Raw genomic sequence first — 22,643 nt, 5'->3', positions numbered from 1 at the left:
TTTAGCGATCGCCTGAATATGTTCTTGAAGAGCTTGCTTTTGTTCTGGGGTCATCGGTAAGTAAATATACTTGTTTTACCTATCCTGACTGATTTTCGCCTTCTTTGCAAAAAACTGGGATGCTCCCAACTTCGCCAAATCTTGATTAACCTGCTAGGCAACGCGATTAAATTTACAACAACAGGAAGTATCACGGTGCGGGGACGAGGTTTTTTATCAGGTGATTGCACAATAAGTCAATCCAGTTCCAGCACTTCTAAACCGCCAATCATTCTGCATATCGAAGTTGAAGATACTGGCTGTGGCATTGCTCTTTCAGACCTGGAATCAATTTTTGAAGCCTTCATGCAAACAGAACGGGGTCGCCATGCCCAAGGTACAGGTTTAGGTTTATCCATCAGTCGTCAATTTGCTCGGTTGATGGATGGTGATATTACAGTGCAAAGCACTTTAAACCAGGGATCGACCTTCACCTGCCGCATATTGCTGCATTCGGCAGACTCGATAGATTTGGTAGAGACGGAAACAATCCGCCAGATCATTGGTTTAGAAACAGGGCAACCGACTTACCGTATTCTCGTGGCAGAAGACGTTTTGGAAAATCGTCAACTGCTAATTAAATTACTCGAATCAGTGGGGTTTGAGGTTTGTGCAGTTGAGAATGGCGCAGAAGCGATCGCCCGATGCATGGAATGGCAACCGCACCTCATCTGGATGGATATTCAAATGCCTGTGATGGATGGCTATACAGCTACTCAACAAATCCGAGCAACTGAGGCAGGCAAAAATGTTGTGATTATTGCTCTGACTGCCTCTGCCTTTGAAGAAGACCGCCTGGCCAGTCTGCAAGCAGGTTGCAACGACCACCTGACTAAACCTTTCACAGAAACAACGCTGTTTGATAAAATGGCCCGCTACTTAGGAGTACGCTATGTCTACGCTCAAGAAACCACATCAAATTTAGATATAGCAACTTCACAGCAAAAATCCTTGACTTTCCAAGACTTGCAGGTAATGCCGCCAAAGTGGGTAGCCCAGATGCATGAAGCAGCACTAGATCTCAATGATGCCAAACTTTACGAACTGATTGCCAAAATTTCTAGCGAGGAAAAGCCCCTGGCAGATACTCTGAAATCTTTGGTTGATAACTTCCAGTTTGAAGCGATCGCTACTCTTACTCAGTCTTAATTGGAACTTTTATGAATAGGCTACTTAAACCTGCATCTCAAACTAATATTTTGCTCATAGATGACACCCCTGATAATCTACGTTTGCTAGCCAAAATGCTGGAGCTACAGGGTTACACCGTTCGCAAATCGCTCAATGGCAGAATGGCATTACAAGCTGCTGGGCGAGAACCACCGGATTTAATTTTGCTCGACATTAATATGCCAGAAATGAATGGCTATGAAGTTTGTCAGCAGTTGAAGATTTTAGACACAACACGCAACATTCCGATTATTTTTATTAGCGCCCTCGATCAAGTCAGGGATAAAATCCGAGCCTTTGAAATGGGAGGGCAAGACTATATTACTAAACCATTCCAAGAGTTAGAAGTACTGGCACGAATTAGAAATCAATTACTCATTCAACAACAACATCATCAATTAGAACTGGAAATTGAAGAACGCCAACGCGCCGAAGCTCAAGTCAAGCTCCTAAATGTTGATTTAGAGCAACGGGTACAACTTCGCACCCAACAATTGCAGCAATCGTTAAACTTTGAAGCAACGCTGAAACGCATTTCCGATAAAGTTCGAGATTCTCTCGATCAGCACCAAATCCTGCAAAGTGCTATAGAAGAACTGGCAAGAGCTTTAGAAGTTAAATGCTGTGATGCTGTACTTTATAAGAGCGATCGCCAATCCTCAGTTATCCGCTACCAATATATTGCATCAGGACAACCTTCTAGCCAAGGGCAAATGCTATATATGTCAGATGCACCAGAAATTTACAATCAATTGCAACAACAGAAATCGTATTTAGCCTTCTGTCAAATTCAACCAATCCCAATCCGTAACCATTCAGCAATTTTAGCTTGTTCCATTTTTGATGAACGAGTGGAAGAAACAGGTATTTTGGGCGATCTGTGGTTGTTTAAAAACACCCATTCTCCCTTCAGTGACATGGAAATCCATTTAGTGCAACAAGTGGCAAACCAGTGTGCGATCGCCCTGCGCCAAGTCAGTCTTTATGAAGCGGCTCAAGCCCAAGTCAAAGAACTCCAGCGACTCAACCAACTCAAAGACGATTTTCTCAACACGATTTCTCATGAATTGCGCTCTCCCGTCGCTAATATGATTCAATTATTGAAAAGCTTAAATGAGCAGGGGGAGGGACTGATTCCAGAAATTTCATCCTGCCAGGATTGTCAAATGATTCAATATCTTACCATGTTGCAGGAAGAGTGTGATCGCGAATTGAAATTGATTGAAGACATATTAAGCTTGCAACACTTAGAAGCAGGAACATACCCCCAACAACTCACAAGAAGTAACCTTCAGGACTTAATTGGACACATCATTGAGAAATTTCAAATCCAAATCCAAAATCAGCAACAAACTTTCGAGATCGATCTTGCATCCGACTTACCAACCATTGACATTGATTCGTTCAGCCTCAGCCACATTGTTACAGAGCTACTTAACAATGCCAATAAATATACTCCCCCAGGTGAAATGATTTCGCTGGCAGTTAGTGTTAGCCAAGACCAAACAGCAGGTCAAGCTTGTATTCTAAATTCGCTTCACGACAAGCTCTCCTTTCTACAATTAATTGTGGCCAACACAGGAGTAGAAATTCCCCCCGAAGAACTCCCCCGGATATTTGATAAATTCTATCGCATTCCCAGTCACAATCCCTGGAACCATAGTGGTACTGGCTTAGGGTTAGCATTAGTTAAAAAACTAGTTGAAAAAATGAATGGAGATATCTCTGCTGAAAGTATGAATAATCAAACTAAATTCATTATTAAATTTCCATTTACAACGATTTTTAGTGTGAACAAAGGCTGGGAGCTGTAGCAGTTGCCGACCTAGTGAAGTGCTTTTTTTTACAAATTTTATTATTAGTCGAATTTTCATTGACTTATTCCCAGCTTTTCATAGATTTTTCCTCTTTTTTTCATCAGGATAATCTTACAGTACTTCGGTTGGTGGAATTATTTAAATAAGAGCATTTGCTAAATTTCTAGTGTTTCAAACTGTCCTATGAGAGTTTTACTTATTGAAGATGATGAACCGCTTGCTGATATCTTAAAACAGTCTTTAAGTTCTCAAAACTACTTAGTTGAGATGGTCATAGATGGTCAAGCTGGATGGAACTTAGTAGAGGTGTTTGAATACGACATAATTTTGCTAGATATAAAGCTTCCAAGGCTAGATGGAATTAGCTTTTGCCAACGGTTACGACGTGAAGGCAGTTATCGCTCACAATCACTGAACCACAATACCCCTATTCTTTTAATGACGGCAACGGATGCTAGTAACAATCGCGTAGCAGGGCTAGATGCTGGAGCAGATGACTATATAGTTAAACCTTTTGATTTAGATGAATTACTAGCACGGGTTCGGGCATTATTACGGAGAAGAAATGGTGAAAGATCGCCCATTTTAGAGTGGGAGCAACTGCAAGTAAACCCTATTAAGTGTCAAGTTAGTTATCAAGGGCAGCCATTTCACCTCAGTTCAAAGGAATACAAACTGCTAGAACTTTTTTTGCGTCATCAAGAGCGAATTTTCAGCCACGGAACGTTAATTGAACATCTTTGGGCTTTGGAGGATATTCCAACCGAAAACGCAATTCGAGCACAAATCAAAGGGTTACGCAAAAGGCTTAAAGAGTTTGGCATTGAAGATTGCATTGAAACCGTTTATGGTTTGGGATATCGGTTGAAAGAAGCGCAGATAGCAAAAGACCAAAAGAATAACAAACAAACAGAGGATATACAGAGGCAATCTGAACAGTCTACTCCCAATCAACAAATTCAACACCATGTTGTTTCAAGCATTAATCAGCTTTGGGGGCAATATAGGGGACAATATCTCAATCGCTTGTGTGTGATTGAACAGGCAGTTTCTGCCTTACAAACCGAAACTCTAACTGAAGAATTACAACAGCAGGCAAAACAAGAAGTCCATACCCTTAAGGGTTCATTGGGTTTGTTTGGTTTAGATGGTGTGTCGGAGCTATCTTGTGAAATAGAAGAACTTTTTAATGTAATAAATAAACTCGATCAAAAGCAGAAGGCACAGTTAGCTGAATTAACATTTAGTTTGCGACAAGCATTAGAGCAATCATCACCTAAGACAGAGTTATCCAATGAAGAAACAAATCATAATATTCCATCTCAGAAGCTTTTGTTATCCCAGCGATCGCGGTTAATGATTGTGGACGACGATGCCCAACTATTAGATATTCTGCAAGTCATGTTACAGCCTTGGGGTTTTCAGATTACATTGTTGAGTGATTGTCAAGAGTTTTGGCAAACTTTAGATAAGGTACGACCAGATTTGCTGATGCTGGACATCGAAATCCCAAAAATTAACGGTATCGACCTTTGCCAACGAATTCGCAACGATCTACATTGGGGAGACTTACCGATTCTAATTATTTCTGCCGATACAGATGATGAAACGATACAACGGGTGTTTATGGCAGGTGCAGATGATTATGTCAGTAAACCGATTCGAGCCGCAGAATTGGTAGCACGGGTGATACGTCGATTAGAACATGCAAATGTTTTGAAAAAACTACGGGCTTTTGGGGGCTAATCAGTAATGTTGGAGCGAATGTGGTTTCAGATAACCCTCTATGCTGTTGCAGTTTTGTCTGTTTTTGCAGCGACTGTTTTAACGCAGCTATTCCAGCCATTACTATCATCTCTTTCTTTTACCTTCTTTTATGCTGCAATAGCTATTAGCGCTTGGTATGGCGGCATGAAACCAGGATTACTAGCAACAGTCCTCTTTATCCTATCAGTCAGCTACTTCTTTTTAGATCCAATCCATTCGTTAGCAATTGCTGACCAAGGAAATTTTATCCGATTAAGCCTGTCTGCATTGGTTGCGTTTCTCATCAGTTACCTGATTTCAGAGCTAAGGAATGCAAAATACCAAATTGAGCGGCTCAACAATCGCCGTTTACAAGAAAGCAAAGAACAACTGCAACTCGCCATGCAAGCTGCCGAAATGGGTATGTGGAATTGGAATATAGTGACAGGAGAAATCACTTGGACTTCAGAACATGAAAAGCTATTTGGGTTAGTTCCCGGTACATTTGATGGTCGTTATGAAACATTTTATGCTCGGATGCATCCTGACGATCGCCAAGGATTGAACCAAGCTGTACAAAAAGCAATTCTAGAACATAGTATTTATGAGCATGAGTACCGCATAATCTGGACAGATGGCAGTGTTCATTGGGTTGAAGGTAGAGGACAAACTTTTTATAACGAAATTGGCCAGCCAGTACGGATGACTGGAACGATAATAAATATCGACGAGCGTAAGCGAACAGAAACTGCCTTAATGCAGAGCGAACAGAAACTTCGGGCTATTTTTGAAACTGAACCCGAATGCGTCAAAGTAATCACGACAGATGGCATTTTGCAGAATATGAATCCTGCTGGTCTGGCGATGATTGAAGCGGATAATTTAGATCAGGTATTTGGACAGTGCATTTATCCACTAATTGAACCCACTCAACAACAGGCATTTTTGGAATTTATACAAAAGGTCGCACAAGGAGAGGCAGGCGCATTCGAGTTTGAAATTACTGGACTCAAAGGCACTCGTCGTTGGTTAGAGTCTCGTGCAGTTCCATTGCTAATTCCAGATGAAGTAGTACCTTACGTGCTAGCAGTTACAAGAGATATTACTGAACGCAAACAGACAGAAATACAAATCAGGCAACTTAACGCCGAACTAGAACAACGGATGGCAGAACGCACGGTAGAGTTGCAACGCAGTAATGATTTTTTGAATAGTTTTTTCAACGGAGCATCTTTAGCAGCGATCGGGTTATGTATTCACGACCGAGAAATGCGATTTGTCCAAATTAATGAATCCCTGGCAAACATTAATGGCTGTTCTGTAGAGGCTCACCTTGGGAAGACGACAACAGAAATATTGCCAGAATTGGCTTCTAGCATTAATCCTCTTTTAGAGCAAGTTTTAATAACAGGACAGCCCATTCTCAACTTAGAAATTGTAGCTCCAGTGCCTAGCCAAGTTGGAGTTATGCGGTATTGGTTAGCTTCATACTTTCCAATTATAGGGAGCAGCAGCAGCACTCAAATAGTTGGAGTAGGAGTAATTGTAATTGAGATTAGCGATCGCAAACGATCTGAGATGGCGTTGTTCAAGAGTGAGCAGAAGTTTCGCGCCATCTTTGAACAAACCTTTCAATTCATTGGTCTACTGACAGTAGATGGTACTCTACTAGAGATTAATCAAGCACCCCTGGATTTCGCTCATATTAAGCGTGAAGCAGTAATTGGTCGCCCACTTTGGGAATTTCCGTCTTGGGCAGCTTCAGCCCAAACTCAAGAGATTGCGAAAACAGCGATCGCTCAAGCTGCTTCTGGTAAATTTTATCGTTCTGAGATCACTGTGCAAAGTTCAGATGGAAGCTACGCTACATTTGATTTCTCCGTTAAACCAGTTTTAGATGAGGCAAGTCAGATTGAATTGCTGATTGCAGAAGGACGAGATATTAGCGATCGCAAGCAAGCCGAAGCGATTCTCCAAGAGTCGGATCGGCGTTGGCACTCGCTTCTTAACAACGTAGAACTGATTGTTGTCGGTTTAGACCAAAATGGCAATGTAGATTACATCAATCCTTTTTTCCTACAACTAACCGGATATACACCAGAGGAAGTTTTAGGTAAATACTGGTTTGATTATTTCCTACCACAAAGTCAAAAATATCCAGTACGGGTTTGCTTTGAGGAAGTGTTAGAAAAAAACTTCCATTCACATTATCAAAACTCGATTGTAACTAAACTAGGTGAGGAGCGAATGATTGCCTGGAGCAATACATTACTGCGAAATGCGAAAGGGCAGCCTATTGGTACCATTAGTATTGGTGAAGATATTACTGAACGTTATAAACTAGAGCGGATGAAAGCTGAGTTTATTTCGATTGTTAGTCACGAATTGCGTACCCCGTTGACTTCTATTAGTGGCGCACTAGAGCTGCTATCAACAGGGTTAATTCAACCAGAATCAAAACGAGGTCAAGAAACGTTACAAATTGCTGCAACAGAAACTGACCGTCTTACCCGTCTGGTGAACGATATCTTAGATTTGGAACGCTTGGAGTTCGGCAAAATTCGATTGGAATATAAATCTTGGAATTTGGCAGAATTAATGCGTCGGGCAGTAGATTTTATGCAGTTAGCAGCAAATCAGGCAGGCATTACTCTCTCCGTCGAGGTTTTATCTGTCATCCTAGAAATTGATGGCGATCGCATCCTCCAGGTACTCACTAATCTGTTGAGTAATGCGATCAAGTTTTCCCCCAATAATAGCACGATTTGGCTGACTGCTAAGATTTGCAAAGCAGAGAAGCAGACAGAAGTCCAAGGGACGGCTTCTTCTATTGGTGCAGTCGAATTCAGGCATCAAAATTTTTCCGAGCAAAGAGACTGCGCGAATGGAGGGAGCAAAGAAGGAGAACATTTTTATTTCCGTCACCCAATGGCTCCGTCACTCGATACCCTACATTACACTCCCTATATCCTCATCAGTGTGCGCGATCGAGGACGGGGCATCCCGATGAATAAACTAGAGAGTATTTTTGAGCGATTCCAACAGGTTGATGCTTCTGATTCGCGCAAAAAAGGTGGGACAGGCTTAGGATTAGCCATCTGTCGTAATATTATGCAACAACATGGCGGTCATATTTGGGCAGAAAGTGTTTTAGAACAGGGAAGTTGCTTTTACTTTACGTTACCTTTGACAGCAGAACACTAACAGAGCTATGCCAAAACGGATTCTACTAATCGATGATGAAGACGGAGCGCGAAGAATCATTCAGTTTAGCTTGGAAGCGGCAGCTGGTTGGGAAGTTTTGACAGCAGCTTCTGGTGCAGAGGGATTGAGCATTGCAGCCACAGAACTACCCGACCTAATTTTGCTAGACGTGATGATGCCCGATCTCGATGGGCCAGCCACCTTTAGGCGATTACAGGAAAATCGGATGACACAATCGATCACAGTGATTATGCTGACTGCAAAAGCAAGCTCTGCGGAACACCAGATGTTGGCAGAGTTAGGCATCGCAGGGATCATTACTAAACCGTTCAAAATACCTGCTTTAATCGCTGAAATTCGCGCAATGATGAATTGGCAGAATTAAGTGCAGATTCACTCCACTGTCACAAAATTTTCACACTTTAGATTTAACTTCAAAGTACCCACCTAACCAATCGCAGAACAACAGTCAGTTGCACGGTTGAACTGGTTGGTTTATTTATTTATTCATTCATTCATTCATCAGTCTTGCAATTTTGTGTTCCATCAATCTTCTATCTCCAAAGCAACCCCACTAAACTCTAATTCTTCCCAGGAGGTTTCGTTACGTGACTGTACGAGTTGCACTAGAGCTAAAAGTCTTATATATCCAATTTCTAGCTCTGATGAAGGAGTTTTAGATATGTTTAAAACCTTTCCAAATTATGATGCATTTCAAGGAGTAGCTGTTAATGTATTCAAAACTCAGAACTTAGAAGCAATTCGATCGCTCAAGAAGTTCCTAATGGCTTTACCTAGCCCTAGTTATATTAGAATGGCACTGTTACAAGCAGTTTACCATTTAGCAGAAGAAGATCCAGATGTCTGCCGATGGATTTTACAAAATCGCCATCATCTGGAACCTGAACTAAACCTAATGGAAGTCACACAACAAGTTGTGATTGGGCAACTACAAAGCCAAGGACTAAGCCTGAACCAGGATTTCAAGTTTACTCTCAATGGGCAGTTGGATACAACTGAGTCAATTAATGCAGCACTATTAACAGGAGTTTCACTGGGCGATCGCTTATTAATCGAGGAAATCCTTTTCATTTGTTAGTCTGTCGAGCTTAAATACTGACGATTGAAAGTTACATCTGATGTGAATTGAAAAATCCTGTTGTCCCAAAAAACTTTCGGGATTATCGCTCTTCCATCACTCTCAGAAAACAATAATTGAATCAGAAAACTGAAACTATTATTAAATTAAGGTTTGAAGCTTTATTTTCTAATAAAAATTCAAAAATCTAGCCAAAACCTGGAAAGTAGAGTTTCGTAAGCCTTGCAGCAATTGTTTTCTCCAAAAGTCATAGAAGAGGATTGTACCAAATCTATGCGAGATTTCATAGAATAATTACTTTGTCAAGCATAGAGTTTCAAGTCTTTTATTTTGTGCATATTCATAAAGAATTGGTATTACCTCAAAGATAGGATTTGGAAATCATGGATGAATTTGTATGCTTTACAGTTGGTTCGTAATATGTCTTAGCATATCTTAATCTAGAGTTTAAATGACTTAAATTCCCAATTAATTTTACAAATTTTCTAGCACTACTTTCATTAATCAAAAAATTACAATATGCTCAGGAAAAAATCGCTGCAAAAAACTCACTCACTGGAAATTTCTCATCAAACTTTTCAAGCAGATATCAATTTAAAAAATCAAATGCAAGAGCGTATAGCAAAGCTTGAGCAAGTTTTGAAATTTGAATCTACGCTACGCCGGATCAGTGAGAAGCTACTAGCCTCTTTAGATGAAAGCTATATTTTACAGACTGCTATAAATGAGTTGGCGCTGGAATTAGAAACAGCTTGCTGCGCCACATTACTGTTAGACCTAAAGCTACAAATTTTCACTTCTCATTCTCTAGCTCTAGGTATCATGCCAGTTTGTGAAGCTGAAATTATTTCACCAAGTAGCAATCCAGAAATTGACCAACAACTGCGACAAGGAAAATATGTTCAGTTTTGTCCCAATACCAGTTCAAATCAAAGCAGATATACACTGTTTGCTAACCCAATAGTTAATGATAATGACACTTTTGGAACTTTGTGGGTTATTTGGGATATATCAAAGATATTAGAAGATTCTGATATTTATGTAGTGCAACAGGTCGCAAATCAATGCGCGATCGCCATTCACCAGTCACGCCTTTACCAAGCAGCCCAAAAACAGGTAGAAGAACTAAAGCGGCTAAATGAGGTAAAGGATGACTTTTTGAATACAGTAACTCATGATTTACGAGCGCCCTTGTCTAATATGCGGCTAGCTGCCGATATGCTAAATCATCAGTTGACTGAAGGAAGGCGCGTTTGTGGACATATTTCACAACAAAATTCTGCTTGTTCCAAAACTCTCAGTCATTTGAAAATCTTGCAGGCTGAATGTGAACGCGGTATTACACTAATTAATGATTTGTTGGATTTGCAACGTTTGGAAACGGAGAAAGAACCTTTAAATACAGATGCAATTGATTTAGAAGATTGGCTCCATTACATCATCCAGCCTTTTGAAAAACGCATTGAGCAAAGACAATTAGCTTTGAAACTTGACTTTGCTCCTAATCTACCAACGCTGTTGTCCAATTCTGCTAATTTACAGCGTGTTATCTCAGAGCTTCTGCATAATGCCTGCAAATACACTCCTCCTCATGAAACAATTTCACTCACTATTCTAGCCGAGTTAGAGCAGGTGCAGATATGCGTCAGTAATTCTGGTGTTGAAATTCCCAGCAAAGAACTACCTCGTATTTTTGAAAAGTTTTACCGAGTTCCCAGCAGCGATCGCTGGAAGCAAGGTGGTACAGGCTTAGGTTTGGCGCTGGTGAAGAACGTAGTAGAGCATTTAAATGGTTCAATCGAAGTCGAAAGCAGAGATGGGCAAACGTCCTTTACAGTAAAATTACCGATTAGCCCTGTTATTTAGCGTTGACTTCAGTTAAGGAACTTCCAAATAAAAAAACACTCAACCACCTAACCAAAAAAATCTCTCAAACTCTGATTTCTCCGTATCACGCCAGTTGCTTCTCCTGTCGGAGACGCTGCGCGTAGCTTGCTTCCCCGCAGGGTACAAGTCGGGGAACCGCAAGGGCGCACTGGCTTCTCTGTGTCTCTGTCGTAGCCTGCGGCAAGCCGCTCCGCGTCTACGTTTATTTGAATAATTTATTTTTTGTAAGTCCCTAGGGATATTACTAAATTTTTATCTCTAGTAAGTGCCAAAAAGTTTTTGCTACTTCTCCATCAGTCTTTTAAATTTTATCTCCAATGACGCTTCAATCAGCCTTTTAGGGAAAAGTAAACTAATAGTGCAACAAAACGGGGAACAGTGACAAAACGCTACTTATATTGTTTGTTTAAACCTTTTAGATTCATTTTTCGACAAACTAGACAGAGCCGTTTTTATCAACAGAATATTGGGCGATCGCTCCCCGTTGCAATTGGCATTGTCATTTCAATTGTAGTTTTGTTGCTCTGGCAGAGTTTACTGATATATCAACACACTGAGATTAACCTTTTAATTGCTCAGGAGGCGGCGGCTGTCAAAATTGAGTTAAGCAGCCGACTTGACAGCCGCATTCTCGCCTTAGAACGGATGGCGAAGAGGTGGGAAGCTAGTGGAGGTACTCTTCGGCCAGTATGGGAAGTTGACGCAGCCAATTATTTGAAGGATCTCAAAGGCTATCAGGCGATTGAGTGGGTTGATTCTACCGCTCATATCCGTTGGATTGCTCCTTTAAAAGGGAATGAATCGGCGCTCAATCTAGACCTGAGCCAGAGTGCCCAACGACGAACTGCACTCTTAACCGCTCGCAATATAAGGCAAACAACCTTAACTCGTACCCTAGAACTAAAACAGGGTGGTAAGGGCTTTTTGGTATTTGTTCCTTTGTATGTTGGAGAACGTTTCGATGGCTACCTGGTAGGAGTTTTCCAAATACAATCACTGCTGGATCGCATCCTACCAGAACAACTTACCCAAAATTATGAGATTGCAATTTTTGATGGGGATGAACTCATCTACAGGCATGGATCTGCGTCTCTAACAGCTTCGAGTTGGACACAGAAGGTAACTATTAATCTGCATGGCATGAATTGGCAAGTTCAGATTATCCCTAGTTCACCTTTGTTAGAACAAAAGCGATCGTACCTTCCAACCCTTGTCCTAATTGGAGGTCTTTTCGTCGCCTGGACTTTAGCGTTGGCTCTGTATTTTGCTCAAGCCGCCAAACAGCATAGTCGCCGTATTGAGTTCATCAACCAGGAATTGGCTCTCAAAATATCTGAACTTCAGCAAACAGAGATTAATCTCCAGTCAGCTATGACACTCCAGCAAGCCATCTTTGATAGTGCTAACTACACCATTATCTCCACTGAGACAAATGGCACAATCTGCACCTTTAATGCGGCAGCTGAACAATGGTTAGGATATACTGCTGCTGAAGTGATTGGCAAAACAACTCCTGCCATCCTTCACAACCCGGATGAAGTTGTGCAACGAGCCGCAGAACTATCGCAAGAACTCAATCGCCAGATTGCACCAGGGTTTGAGGTTTTTGTTGCAAAAGCACAGCTGGGACAAATTGATGAGCGGGAATGGACATACATTGCTAAAGATGGTTCTCACTTTCCAGTATTGTTGTCGATAACTGCACTATACGACCGGACAGGTAAGTTGACCGGATTTCTAGGTATTGCCACTAACATCACAAGGCGTAAACAAGCTGAACAGTCGCTACAAAACACGCTGCGGGAATTGGAATTTCAGAAATTTGCCCTCGATCAGTCAGCTATCGTTGCAGTCACAGATCATCGCGGAATAATTACTTACGTCAATGATAAGTTTTGTGAACTCTCCCAATACACGAGAGAGGAATTGATCGGACAAACCCATCGATTAATCAAATCTGACTATCATCTACCCCCTTTCTTTAAGCAACTTTGGTCAACAATCGCTACTGGTAAGGTTTGGCGAGGAGAAATTCAAAACCGAGCAAAAGACGGTTCTTTTTATTGGGTTGATACAACAATTGTGCCTTTCCTAGATGATAATGGCAAACCCTTCAAGTATTTGGCAATTCGTTTTGATATTACGTCAATCAAGCAAATAGAAAAAGAACGCCAAGAAAACGAAGCAGCCATGAAGTCGCTGTATGAAATTACAGCCGCCCGCCATCTTAGTTTTGAGCAGCGCATTCAGAGGCTACTGGCTATGGGATGTGAACTATTCAATCTTGAGTTTGGTCTTTTAGGGCGGCTACAAAATAGTCACTATGAAGTGATAGCTGTCCAATCGCCTAACAATGCCCTGAAGAAAGGCGATGTCTTTGACATTAAACAGACTCTATGCTGTGAAGTTTTAGATACAGATGAACCTCTGACGATTGAACATACAGGAGCTTCTGTATGGAACAATCATCCTGCTTACAATGCATTCCAGATGGAGTCTTACATTGGAGTGCGAGTTTTAGTAACAAATGAAGTTTATAGCACTCTCAGCTTCTCAAGCCATACTCCTCGTATAGGAAAATTCAAATCTGTTGATCAAGAATTGCTCAAATTAATGGCGCAGTGGATTGGGAGCGAAATCGAGCGCCATTCGGCAGAGGAGACATTGGAAAAAGAACGAGAATTCCTTAAAGTTCTGCTAGATAATGTGGGAGCAGGGATCGTGGCTTGTAATGCTGAAGGTATTTTGACGCTTTCTAACCGAACCTTACAGGAGTGGCACAGTTTACCAGAACAACTCATCTCAGTTGAAGAATGGGTGCATCACTACGATATTTATTTAGCTGATGGTAAAACTCCCATGCCAAAACAGGATAACCCACTGTTGCAAGCTTTACAAGGAGAGCGAGTCCATGAGATGGAAATGGTTGTTGTCTCAGAGCATGGGCCAGCACGCACGTTAATCGCAGGTGGACAAGCTATTATTGATGCTCAAGGGCGACAATTAGGCGCAGTTTGTGTCCTACAGGATATCAGCGATCGCAAAGCCCTTGAGCAAGAACTGGCTCAACAACATCAGCTACTACACGCATTTATTGCTAGTGCGCCTGTTGGCATTACTTTGCTTGATAGCCAATTGCGTTTTCTAGTCATCAATGAAGCATTGGCAGAAATTAATGGAATTTCCGCAGCAGAACATTTCGGTAAAACACCACACGAAATTGTCCCTGATTTGGCATCTCAGCAGGAACAAGTATTCCAGCACGTTTTGACTACTGGAGAATCTATTCTCGATTTTGAAGTGTGTGGAGAAACGGCCAGATTTCCAGGTGTAGAGCGAACTTGGTTAGCTTCTTACTTTCCGATTCAATCTGGAACAAGCCAGCTAATGGGAATTGGAATTGTTGTTGTCGAAATTACCGATCGCAAACGAGCTGAGTCAGCGCTACGGGAAAGTGAGGAACGCTGGAAGTATGCTCTCGAAGGAAATGGTGACGGGATTTGGGACTGGAATGCCCAAACTAATAAGGTATTTTTCTCTCGACGTTGGAAGGAAATGTTGGGGTTTGCCGAAGATGAAATTGGCAGTGATTTAAGCGAGTGGGACAAGCGAGTTCATCCTGAAGATAAAGCTAGGGTATACACTGAGATTGAAAAGCACTTTCGCAGAGAAATTCCACAGTATGTCAGCGAACACCGCCTTTTGTGTAAGGACGGTACATACAAGTGGATTTTGGATCGTGGCTTGGTTATGAAGCGTAATGAAGATGGTAGTCCTTTGCGAGTACTGGGAACTCATACTGATATCAGCGATCGTAAAGCGTCAGAAGAGTCTTTGTTGCAGAGTGAATCCACTCTCCGCAGCTTTTTCAATAGTGGCGCAATGATGATGGGTATTGTCGAATTACATGACAACGACATTCGCCATCTCTCAGATAATATCACCTCTGCACAATTTTTTGGTACTACTCCAGAAGCATTAAAGAATCAGTTTGGCACTGACTTAGGAGTACCATCATCGCACTTAAACCTCTGGATTGGTCATTACCGAGAAGCAATACAAACTCAAGCTCCAGTAAGATTTGAGTATCCACACACAACTCCTAACGGTCAAAAGTGGCTATCTGCAATCGTTTGTCCAATCGAAAGCCGTCCTGGTGGACAGCCACGACTTTCCTACGTAGTTGAAGATATTACCGAGCGTAAACAAGCCGAAGTAGAACTGCGGCAAATGAGTACTGCTCTGGAAAACGCAGTCGCAGGAATCTCAAGAATTGATGCACAGGGACGTTATATAGCTGTTAACCGAGCCTACGCTACCATTACAGGCTATCAACCTGAAGAGATGTTAGGGATGGAGTGGCAAAAAACGGTTTATCCTGACGATATTGAACAGATGATAAATGCCTATCATCAAATGCTTAGGGACGGCAGAGTAGAAGCTGAAACCAGAGGAATTAAAAAAGACGGGACTATTTTTTATAAGCAAGTTGTGATGATCTCTGCTTACGATGAACAGCAGCAATTTGTTGGGCAGCACTGCTTCATGAAAGATATCACCGATCGCAAGCAGGCTGAAGACGCACTGCAACGGCAGCTTCGACAAACCCTTCTCCTCAAACAAATCACTCAGCAAATTCGTCAAAGCCTTGATACCAAAAAAATCTTTGAAACGGCTGCTATTCAAATTGGACAAACATTTCAAGTAGATCGCTGTCTAATTCACTCTTACATTAGCGACCCCAGTCCACGAATTCCCGTAGTGGCCGAGTATGTTGTTCCTGGTTACAGTTCCATGCTGGAATTAGAGATTCCCATTGCTGGCAATTCTCATGCTAGGAAAATCATCGCACAGGATGAGGCAATCGCTTCAAGTGATGTGTACGCCGACCCTTTACTCCAAGGAATGCAAACAATTTGTCGAAACCTGGACTTAAAGTCCATGTTAGTAGTCCGCACCTCCTATCAAGGAAAAACAAATGGAATTATCGGAATACAACAGTGTAGCCATTTTCGCCAATGGACTCTAGAAGAAATTGAATTATTGTCAGCAGTTGCAGCGCAAGTAGGCATCGCCTTAGCCCAGGCGTACTTGTTAGAGCAAGAAACTATGCAACTAGAAGAACTCACCTGGAAAAACAGGGCCTTGAAGCACGCAAAACTGGAGGCAGAAGCTGCAAATCGTGCCAAAAGTGAATTTTTGGCGATGATGAGCCACGAAATTCGCACCCCGATGAATGCCATTATCGGGATGACAGGGCTGCTGCTAGATATGGGACTCGCTCCCGAACAACACGATTTTATAGAAATCATCCGCAGTAGCAGTGATTCCTTGCTAACTATCATCAATGATATTTTGGACTTCTCTAAGATTGAGTCTGGTAAATTAGATTTAGAGGAACATCCTTTCAACCTCCGCTATTGCATAGAAGAAGCTTTAGATTTATTAGCTCCTCAAGCTGCGGCTAAAAATCTAAATTTAGCTTACCTAATTGATGCCCAAACCCCAAGCACCATCGTTAAAGATGTGACGCGAGTTCGACAAATTCTAGTGAATTTGATAGGTAATGCCATCAAATTCACCGCAGTCGGGGAAGTTGTAATTTCTGTAACGTTTAAACAAGTAATCAGCAAAGACGAATACGAAATTCAATTTGCTGTTAAAGATACAGGCATTGGCATACCCCAAGAACGCATGGAGCGACTATTTAAGCCTTTTAGCCAAGTCGATGCCTCAATGACTCGCCAATATGGCGGTACTGGATTGGGTTTAGCAATTAGTAAGCGCTTATGTGAAATCATGGGTGGCAGTATGTGGGTTGAGAGTGCTGTAGGAATTGGCTCTACATTTTATTTCACACTGCTAGCTCAGGCGGCTTCTAGTAGCGAAAACATTGATCTTGGGATTGTTCAGCCAAATTTAATCGGAAAACGCCTGTTAGTGGTCGATGATAATTTTACTAACCGACAATTGATTAGCCTACAAGCCGCTAATTGGGGAATGTTGGTTGACTCACTGGAGTCAGGTTTGTCAGCTTTGGAATTGATTAATTCTGGTGAACAATTTGATATCGCCGTTTTAGATATGCAGATGCCAGATATGGACGGTTTAACTCTGGCAGGACATATTCGCTCCTTAGCAAGCTGTCAAAACCTGCCTTTAGTAATGCTGGGTGATCTGGAAAAATTAATCCAAAAAGAGGATAAAGAAAAACTAGGTTTAGTTGCTATCCTAAGTAAACCAATAAAGCGATCGCAACTTTATAACGTATTCATCCATACCTTATGCAAAGAAGAAATTTCTCTATCACCTACGAAATTATTTCCACCAGCATTTTATTCTCAGTTGAGTCAAAAGCTGCCATTAAGGATTCTCTTAGTGGAAGACGTTTCTTTAAATCAGAAGGTAGCGCTACTCATGTTAGAGCGGATAGGCTATCGTGCTGACACTGCGAATAATGGATTGGAAGCGCTGTTAGCTTTACGCCAACAATCCTATGATTTAGTTTTCATGGATGTGCAAATGCCAGAAATGGATGGGTTGGAAGCTACTCGGAGAATTTGCCAGGAATGGCCAGACAACAGCCGACCTTGGATTATTGCCATGACTGCTCATGCCATGCAAGGCGACAGAGAGGAATGCCTTAGTGCCGGGATGAATGATTACATTAGCAAACCTATCCGCATGGAAGCTCTCGTCCAAACTTTCAAAAACTATCGAATTTTGCAGCCATCAGCTAATGAAAATCGAGACTTAAAGGTTTTTGTTAAAAAGAACGAGCAAGGTTCTCAATTCGAAATAGAACAACAATTAATCCTAGCTCCAGCTATCGATGCCGAAACCTTTCAAGCTTTAAAAGATATGATAGGTGATGCTGAAATTTTGGCGGAGTTTATTGAGAACTATTTAGAAGATGCGCCACAAAGACTAGTGGCTATTCATAACGCAATTGACAAAAAAGATGCTACTGAGCTTCGTAGTGTTGCTCATTCCCTGAAATCTTTGAGTGTGACTATTGGTGCCATGCCTTTTGTCGAACTGTGCCAAGAATTAGAAACGATGGGTCGTAATGGTACAACACTCAGTGCTTCTACTCTAGTTCCAAAACTCGAAACAGAGTATCAAAGGGTAGAAGCTGCTTTAGTATTACAACATCCCAATAAACAAAATGAATAATTACAATTTTCAAAATAACCCACCTTCAGTTCTTGTTGTCGATGATGAGAGAGGCTTGCGATTAGTGCTGCATCGAGCTATGGAGAAGGAAGGATATCGAGTTACTGAAGCGTGTAACGGTCAACATTGTTTAGATATTTGTCAGCAGCAAGTGCCAGATTTAATTTTGTTAGATGCGATGATGCCAGGCTTGGACGGCTTCAGTTGTTGTACCCAGATGCAAACACTTCTAGGTGATAATTGTCCTCCGATTTTAATGATTACTTCTCTCGACGATCAAGAATCTGTTGACCGAGCTTTTGAAGCAGGTGCAACAGACTACATCACAAAACCAATCGATTGGAGTCTACTTAGTCAGCGAGTCAATCGCTTGCTGACATCAAGATGGGCGATGGCAGAACTGCAACAAAAGATTCAAAGAGAATGCTTGCTGACAGCACAGGTAGAAGCTGCAAATCGCGATTTGCAACGCCTCACTTCTGTAGATAGCGTAACTCAAATTGCTAATCGTTACTACTTTGATGAATATTTACAACGCGAATGGAACCGCTTGCAAAAGTATAATTTATCTCTTTCTTTGATTTTGATGTCTATTCACTTTCCCAAGGCTAATGATGAGTATCAAGCTAGAGACGGATATATGCGCCAAATTGCTGACATTCTAAGGAAGTCCAAACGACGGGGAGCGGAGTTTGTAGCTAGTTTTGATGTTGATAAATTTGCTATAGTTTTGCCAAATACTCAAGCTGAAGAAGCTTTGCACATTGCAGACAATATTCTATCTGCTGTGAAAGCTATTAACATAACAAATGATGATTTAAAAACCGATGTAGTTATCAAATTTAGCTTAGGTGTCACAAGTGTTATTCCTAGTTTGAATTTATCTTTAAATCAGGTAATTACCATAGCTGAAAAAGCTCTTTTTCAAGCAAAATTGACACCTGACGATCACATTATTATTTTAAATAAAGATTAATTTAAGCTTTTGTCAAAATATGTGGTTTGAATCCTATTTTGAGAAAAATTTCACCATTGCTGGTACGAAATGGCGAATTATATTCGCTACTCATTTGATGTTGATATCTATTAGATCCGAAAATTATTCAGATGATATTTTCCACAAAGTTGCTGGATAATTAGTAATTGCCGCATTATTAATCACTATATCCCACCTTCCGCACCCTAAACTGTCACAAATCAAAAAAGGCTGCCGAAGTAGTACGCCAGAACTAAAGATAATTCAAGGGCGAGGAAGGTTAATAAGAATAAGTAGCATTAATCTGGGGATTGGGGGATAAAGTGAAGTTTTGTAAAAAAGACAAAAGAAAGGGAAAAGTCAGGATTCAGAAAATTAATTGATAACAGAAAAAGAAATGGTTTAATCACAACAGAAGTTGTGGAGAATTATGTTGTGATTAAACCACAAGAAATGGAAATTCAAAACATAGACCATCTAGGAATAGTAGCAGGGATAATAGACGAGATAGGAGTAGTAGAAATAATCAATGAATTAATCGGTAAGGAAAAAGGAGAAAAAGTCAGTCCTGGTCATGTTGTGAAAGCAATGATATTGAACGGGTTAGGATTTGTATCTCAACCTTTATACATGTTCCCCAAATATTTTGAAACAATAGCCTGTGAACATTTAATAGGAGCCGGAGTAAAACCAGAATATCTCAACGACGATAAACTGGGGAGAGTCATGGATAAACTATTTATAAAAGGGCTAGATACAATATTTTTAATTATTGCCTTAAAAGCTGCTAAAAAATTTGGTGTATCTCTGTCATCATCACACCTAGACTCAACATCAATGCACGTGCATGGAGAATACAATACCAGCTTACCAGAAGTAATATTTGAGAACCAACAAGCAGTCAATATCGAAGAATCAGAAGAATTAGCTCTCTCTTCACCAAAAGAAATTACAATCACCTATGGTTATTCTCGTGACCATAGACCTGATTTGAAACAATTTATTATAGAGCTAATATGTTCAGGAGATGGAGATATACCAATATTTTTGAAATTAGCATCAGGAAATCAAACAGACTCATCATGCTTCGGTCAAATAGCAGTAGACTACCAAAAACAAATAGAGGTTGATAGCCTCATAGTGGCAGATTCTGCTTTATATACAGAATCGAATATAAAATTGATGTCTCAGTTGCGCTGGTTATGCCGAGTACCTTTAACTATCAAATCAGCACAGTCATTAATATCAACCTTACCAGAATCAGAATTTACCCCTAGTAAATTATCAGGATACAAATTTGTAGAAAAAACAGTAACTTATGCAGGATGTGAGCAGAGATGGTTAGTAGTGCAAAGCGAACAAAGAAGAGCATCAGACCTGCGTAAGCTCTCACAGAAAATTACCAAAGCAGAATCAAAAGCACTTCTTGAATTAAAGAAATTATCACAAGAGAAATTTGCTTGTGAAGCTGATGCTATCAAGGCATTATCTAAACTATCAAAAAAATTTAAGTATCACCAAATTGAGGAGAGTAAACTTACTGAAAGCCGAGCTAATAAAAAAAATAATTCCACCCGAACATCTTACCAAATATTAGCCACAATCTCCAAGAATGAAAGTAAAATTAACACAGAAGTATTGGGTGCAGGGCGTTTTATTATTGCCACTAATATTTTAAAACCAACTGAACTCAGCCCAGAGTCAATGCTGAGTGAATATAAAGCCCAGCAGTCATGTGAAAGAGGATTTGCTTTTCTCAAAGACCCCTTATTTTTTGCCGATAGTATTTTTCTCAAAAGTCCAGAAAGAATTGAGTCTTTGGCAATGATTATGGGTTTATGTCTGCTGGTTTATACCTTGGCTCAACGTCAAATCAGAGCCGCACTCAAAAATGCTCAATCAACGATTAAGAATCAGTTGGGCAAATCGACTAACCGCCCCACTTTACGTTGGATATTTCAATGCTTTCAGTCTATTCATTTAGTTGAAATTAACCAGGAAAAATACATCTCTAATTGGACTCAGGAAAGAGATTTTATCCTAAATCTTTTGCCAGATAGTTGTTTATTTTATTATCAATTAGCCCCCTAATTCTTCTCTCTATTAATTTAATTTCTGCCGGATAATTAGCTAATCTCTTTGATTAATAGCTCTATTTCACCATGTCAACAATTTATGTTTTAACTTTATTCTATTAGTTTCATTTATGCTCTGAGCCTTTAACATCTTCATTTATTTATCTTAGACTTTCTCTCAATGCTACCAGTGCTTATTGCTCCTTATTGATAATTAGTTTTGATGCCATTTTTTCTGATTCATGATGGCTCATATCTTTTTTTAACTTCAAATGTCTGTTTTTATTCTTTCTTGACTTTTCTCTCTCCGTAATTTCACTTTGTGACAGTTAAGGGTGCGGAAGATAGGCTATATATAGCGGTGAATATTTTTGAAGTACGTCTTGGTTCCATTTTTCTACAGAGTGTTCATTTGCTACATCTACAGATGTGAAATCGTTGCTAGCACTAATTTTCTGGCGTATTTTATCAATAGCATCTGATGAACGCACATCTACCACACGGGTATCTGCATGAAGTTCTGGTACAAAACCCCACAATTGCTGTAATATTTCAACTCTTGAAAAAATCTTTCCCGAATGATTCACTAACAATTCTAATAAGCTAAATTCTATACCTGTCAACCGAATGCGTTGCTCATTTTTATGAACAAGCCGTTTATTGATATCGATTTTGAGATTGCCCACATGAATTATCCCAAAGTTAGGAATAATATTGATACTACTTTTGTGGGAGCGCCGTTTTAGTACGCAGGCAATTCGAGCTTCCAGTTCCTTGGGTGAGAAAGGTTTTGTCATGTAGTCATCAGCACCCAGTTCCAGCCCAGTGATTCGGTCTGTTACATCTGCCAAGGCTGTGAGCATGATAATTGGTACGTCTGATTGTTTCCGTAATTCTTGACAGACACCGTAGCCATCTAGCTTTGGCATCATTACATCTAGAACTATCAAATCAGGGATCAACAGGCGAAAAGCTGACAAAGCTTCTTCACCATCACTAGCTGTAACTACACTGTAGCCAATCATTTCTAACCGCGTCTGTAAAATCCGGCGGATGCTGGCTTCGTCATCTACTACTAAGATTGTGCCTTTCTCACCTGATAAGTTTCTCAACGCTGTTCCTCCACAGCGAGAACTCTTAACCATCCATTATCTGCTTATTAGGAGTCAAAAACGCAAAATAATCTTGACCTACAGTCATGATGAAGAAGCGATGCCTGCGGCGAGCTACGCTTACGCTTAATACTTACATCTGTGCAAAAGATTATGCTGGGACATCTGCACGAAAAAGAAATTTGTACTCAATTGGTAAATTCTTACAATTTGGGCTTGCGGGGGGACAAAATGGTTTAGAATGCTTATATTGCAAAGAGTGTAGCAATTTGTGGTAAAAGAAAAAGAGCCTTCATTCGCAACAAGCTCTATTTAATGATAATGTTACCAGAATTCTACGAG

At 40.6% G+C, this 22,643-nt stretch carries 11 protein-coding genes; 10 read left to right on the top strand and 1 reads right to left on the bottom strand.

Going from position 1 to position 22,643, the window contains the following annotated elements; all coding sequences use genetic code 11:
* The first annotated feature begins 66 nt into the window (after nt 1-66).
* The 10 genes from H6G92_RS34210 to H6G92_RS34165 all read left to right on the top strand — a co-directional run bounded on the left by H6G92_RS34210 (nt 67) and on the right by H6G92_RS34165 (nt 21,205).
* Nucleotides 67-1,188 (top strand): ATP-binding protein, encoded by a 1,122-nt coding sequence (locus H6G92_RS34210; protein WP_190900769.1) that lies wholly within the window; start codon nt 67-69, stop codon nt 1,186-1,188.
* Nucleotides 1,189-1,199: 11 nt separating this feature from the next.
* Nucleotides 1,200-3,023, top strand: coding sequence for a hybrid sensor histidine kinase/response regulator (locus H6G92_RS34205; RefSeq protein WP_190900767.1), 1,824 nt, complete (start codon nt 1,200-1,202; stop codon nt 3,021-3,023).
* 186 nt (nt 3,024-3,209) lie between these two features.
* Nucleotides 3,210-4,772 (top strand): response regulator, encoded by a 1,563-nt coding sequence (locus tag H6G92_RS34200; RefSeq protein WP_190900765.1) that lies wholly within the window; start codon nt 3,210-3,212, stop codon nt 4,770-4,772.
* Nucleotides 4,773-4,778: 6 nt separating this feature from the next.
* Nucleotides 4,779-7,976, top strand: coding sequence for a PAS domain S-box protein (locus H6G92_RS34195; protein WP_190900763.1), 3,198 nt, complete (start codon nt 4,779-4,781; stop codon nt 7,974-7,976).
* Nucleotides 7,977-7,983: 7 nt separating this feature from the next.
* Nucleotides 7,984-8,361, top strand: a complete 378-nt coding sequence (locus H6G92_RS34190; RefSeq protein ID WP_190900762.1) for a response regulator — start codon at nt 7,984-7,986, stop codon at nt 8,359-8,361.
* Nucleotides 8,362-8,658: 297 nt separating this feature from the next.
* A complete protein-coding gene (locus H6G92_RS34185; RefSeq protein ID WP_190900760.1) occupies nt 8,659-9,075 on the top strand; it encodes a hypothetical protein in 417 nt (138 codons plus the stop codon).
* 519 nt (nt 9,076-9,594) lie between these two features.
* On the top strand, nt 9,595-10,941 hold the full coding sequence (locus H6G92_RS34180; RefSeq protein ID WP_190900758.1) for a GAF domain-containing sensor histidine kinase: 1,347 nt from the start codon (nt 9,595-9,597) through the stop codon (nt 10,939-10,941).
* A gap of 399 nt (nt 10,942-11,340) precedes the next feature.
* Nucleotides 11,341-18,138, top strand: coding sequence for a PAS domain S-box protein (locus tag H6G92_RS34175; RefSeq protein ID WP_190900756.1), 6,798 nt, complete (start codon nt 11,341-11,343; stop codon nt 18,136-18,138).
* Nucleotides 18,131-19,114 (top strand): response regulator, encoded by a 984-nt coding sequence (locus H6G92_RS34170; protein ID WP_190900754.1) that lies wholly within the window; start codon nt 18,131-18,133, stop codon nt 19,112-19,114. Before H6G92_RS34175 ends, H6G92_RS34170 begins: the two co-directional genes overlap by 8 nt.
* Nucleotides 19,115-19,549: 435 nt before the next feature.
* Nucleotides 19,550-21,205: an IS1634 family transposase gene (locus H6G92_RS34165; RefSeq protein WP_190900752.1), complete on the top strand. Its 1,656-nt coding sequence runs from the start codon at nt 19,550-19,552 to the stop codon at nt 21,203-21,205.
* A gap of 313 nt (nt 21,206-21,518) precedes the next feature.
* Here H6G92_RS34165 and H6G92_RS34160 read toward each other — a convergent pair whose 3' ends face one another.
* On the bottom strand, nt 21,519-22,334 hold the full coding sequence (locus tag H6G92_RS34160; protein WP_190900750.1) for a response regulator: 816 nt from the start codon (nt 22,332-22,334) through the stop codon (nt 21,519-21,521).
* Nucleotides 22,335-22,643 lie beyond the last annotated feature (309 nt).

Origin of the sequence: Nostoc foliaceum FACHB-393 (assembly GCF_014698505.1) — a bacterium.
Lineage (GTDB): Bacteria > Cyanobacteriota > Cyanobacteriia > Cyanobacteriales > Nostocaceae > Nostoc > Nostoc foliaceum_A.
This window is presented reverse-complemented; position numbering and strand designations above follow the sequence as displayed.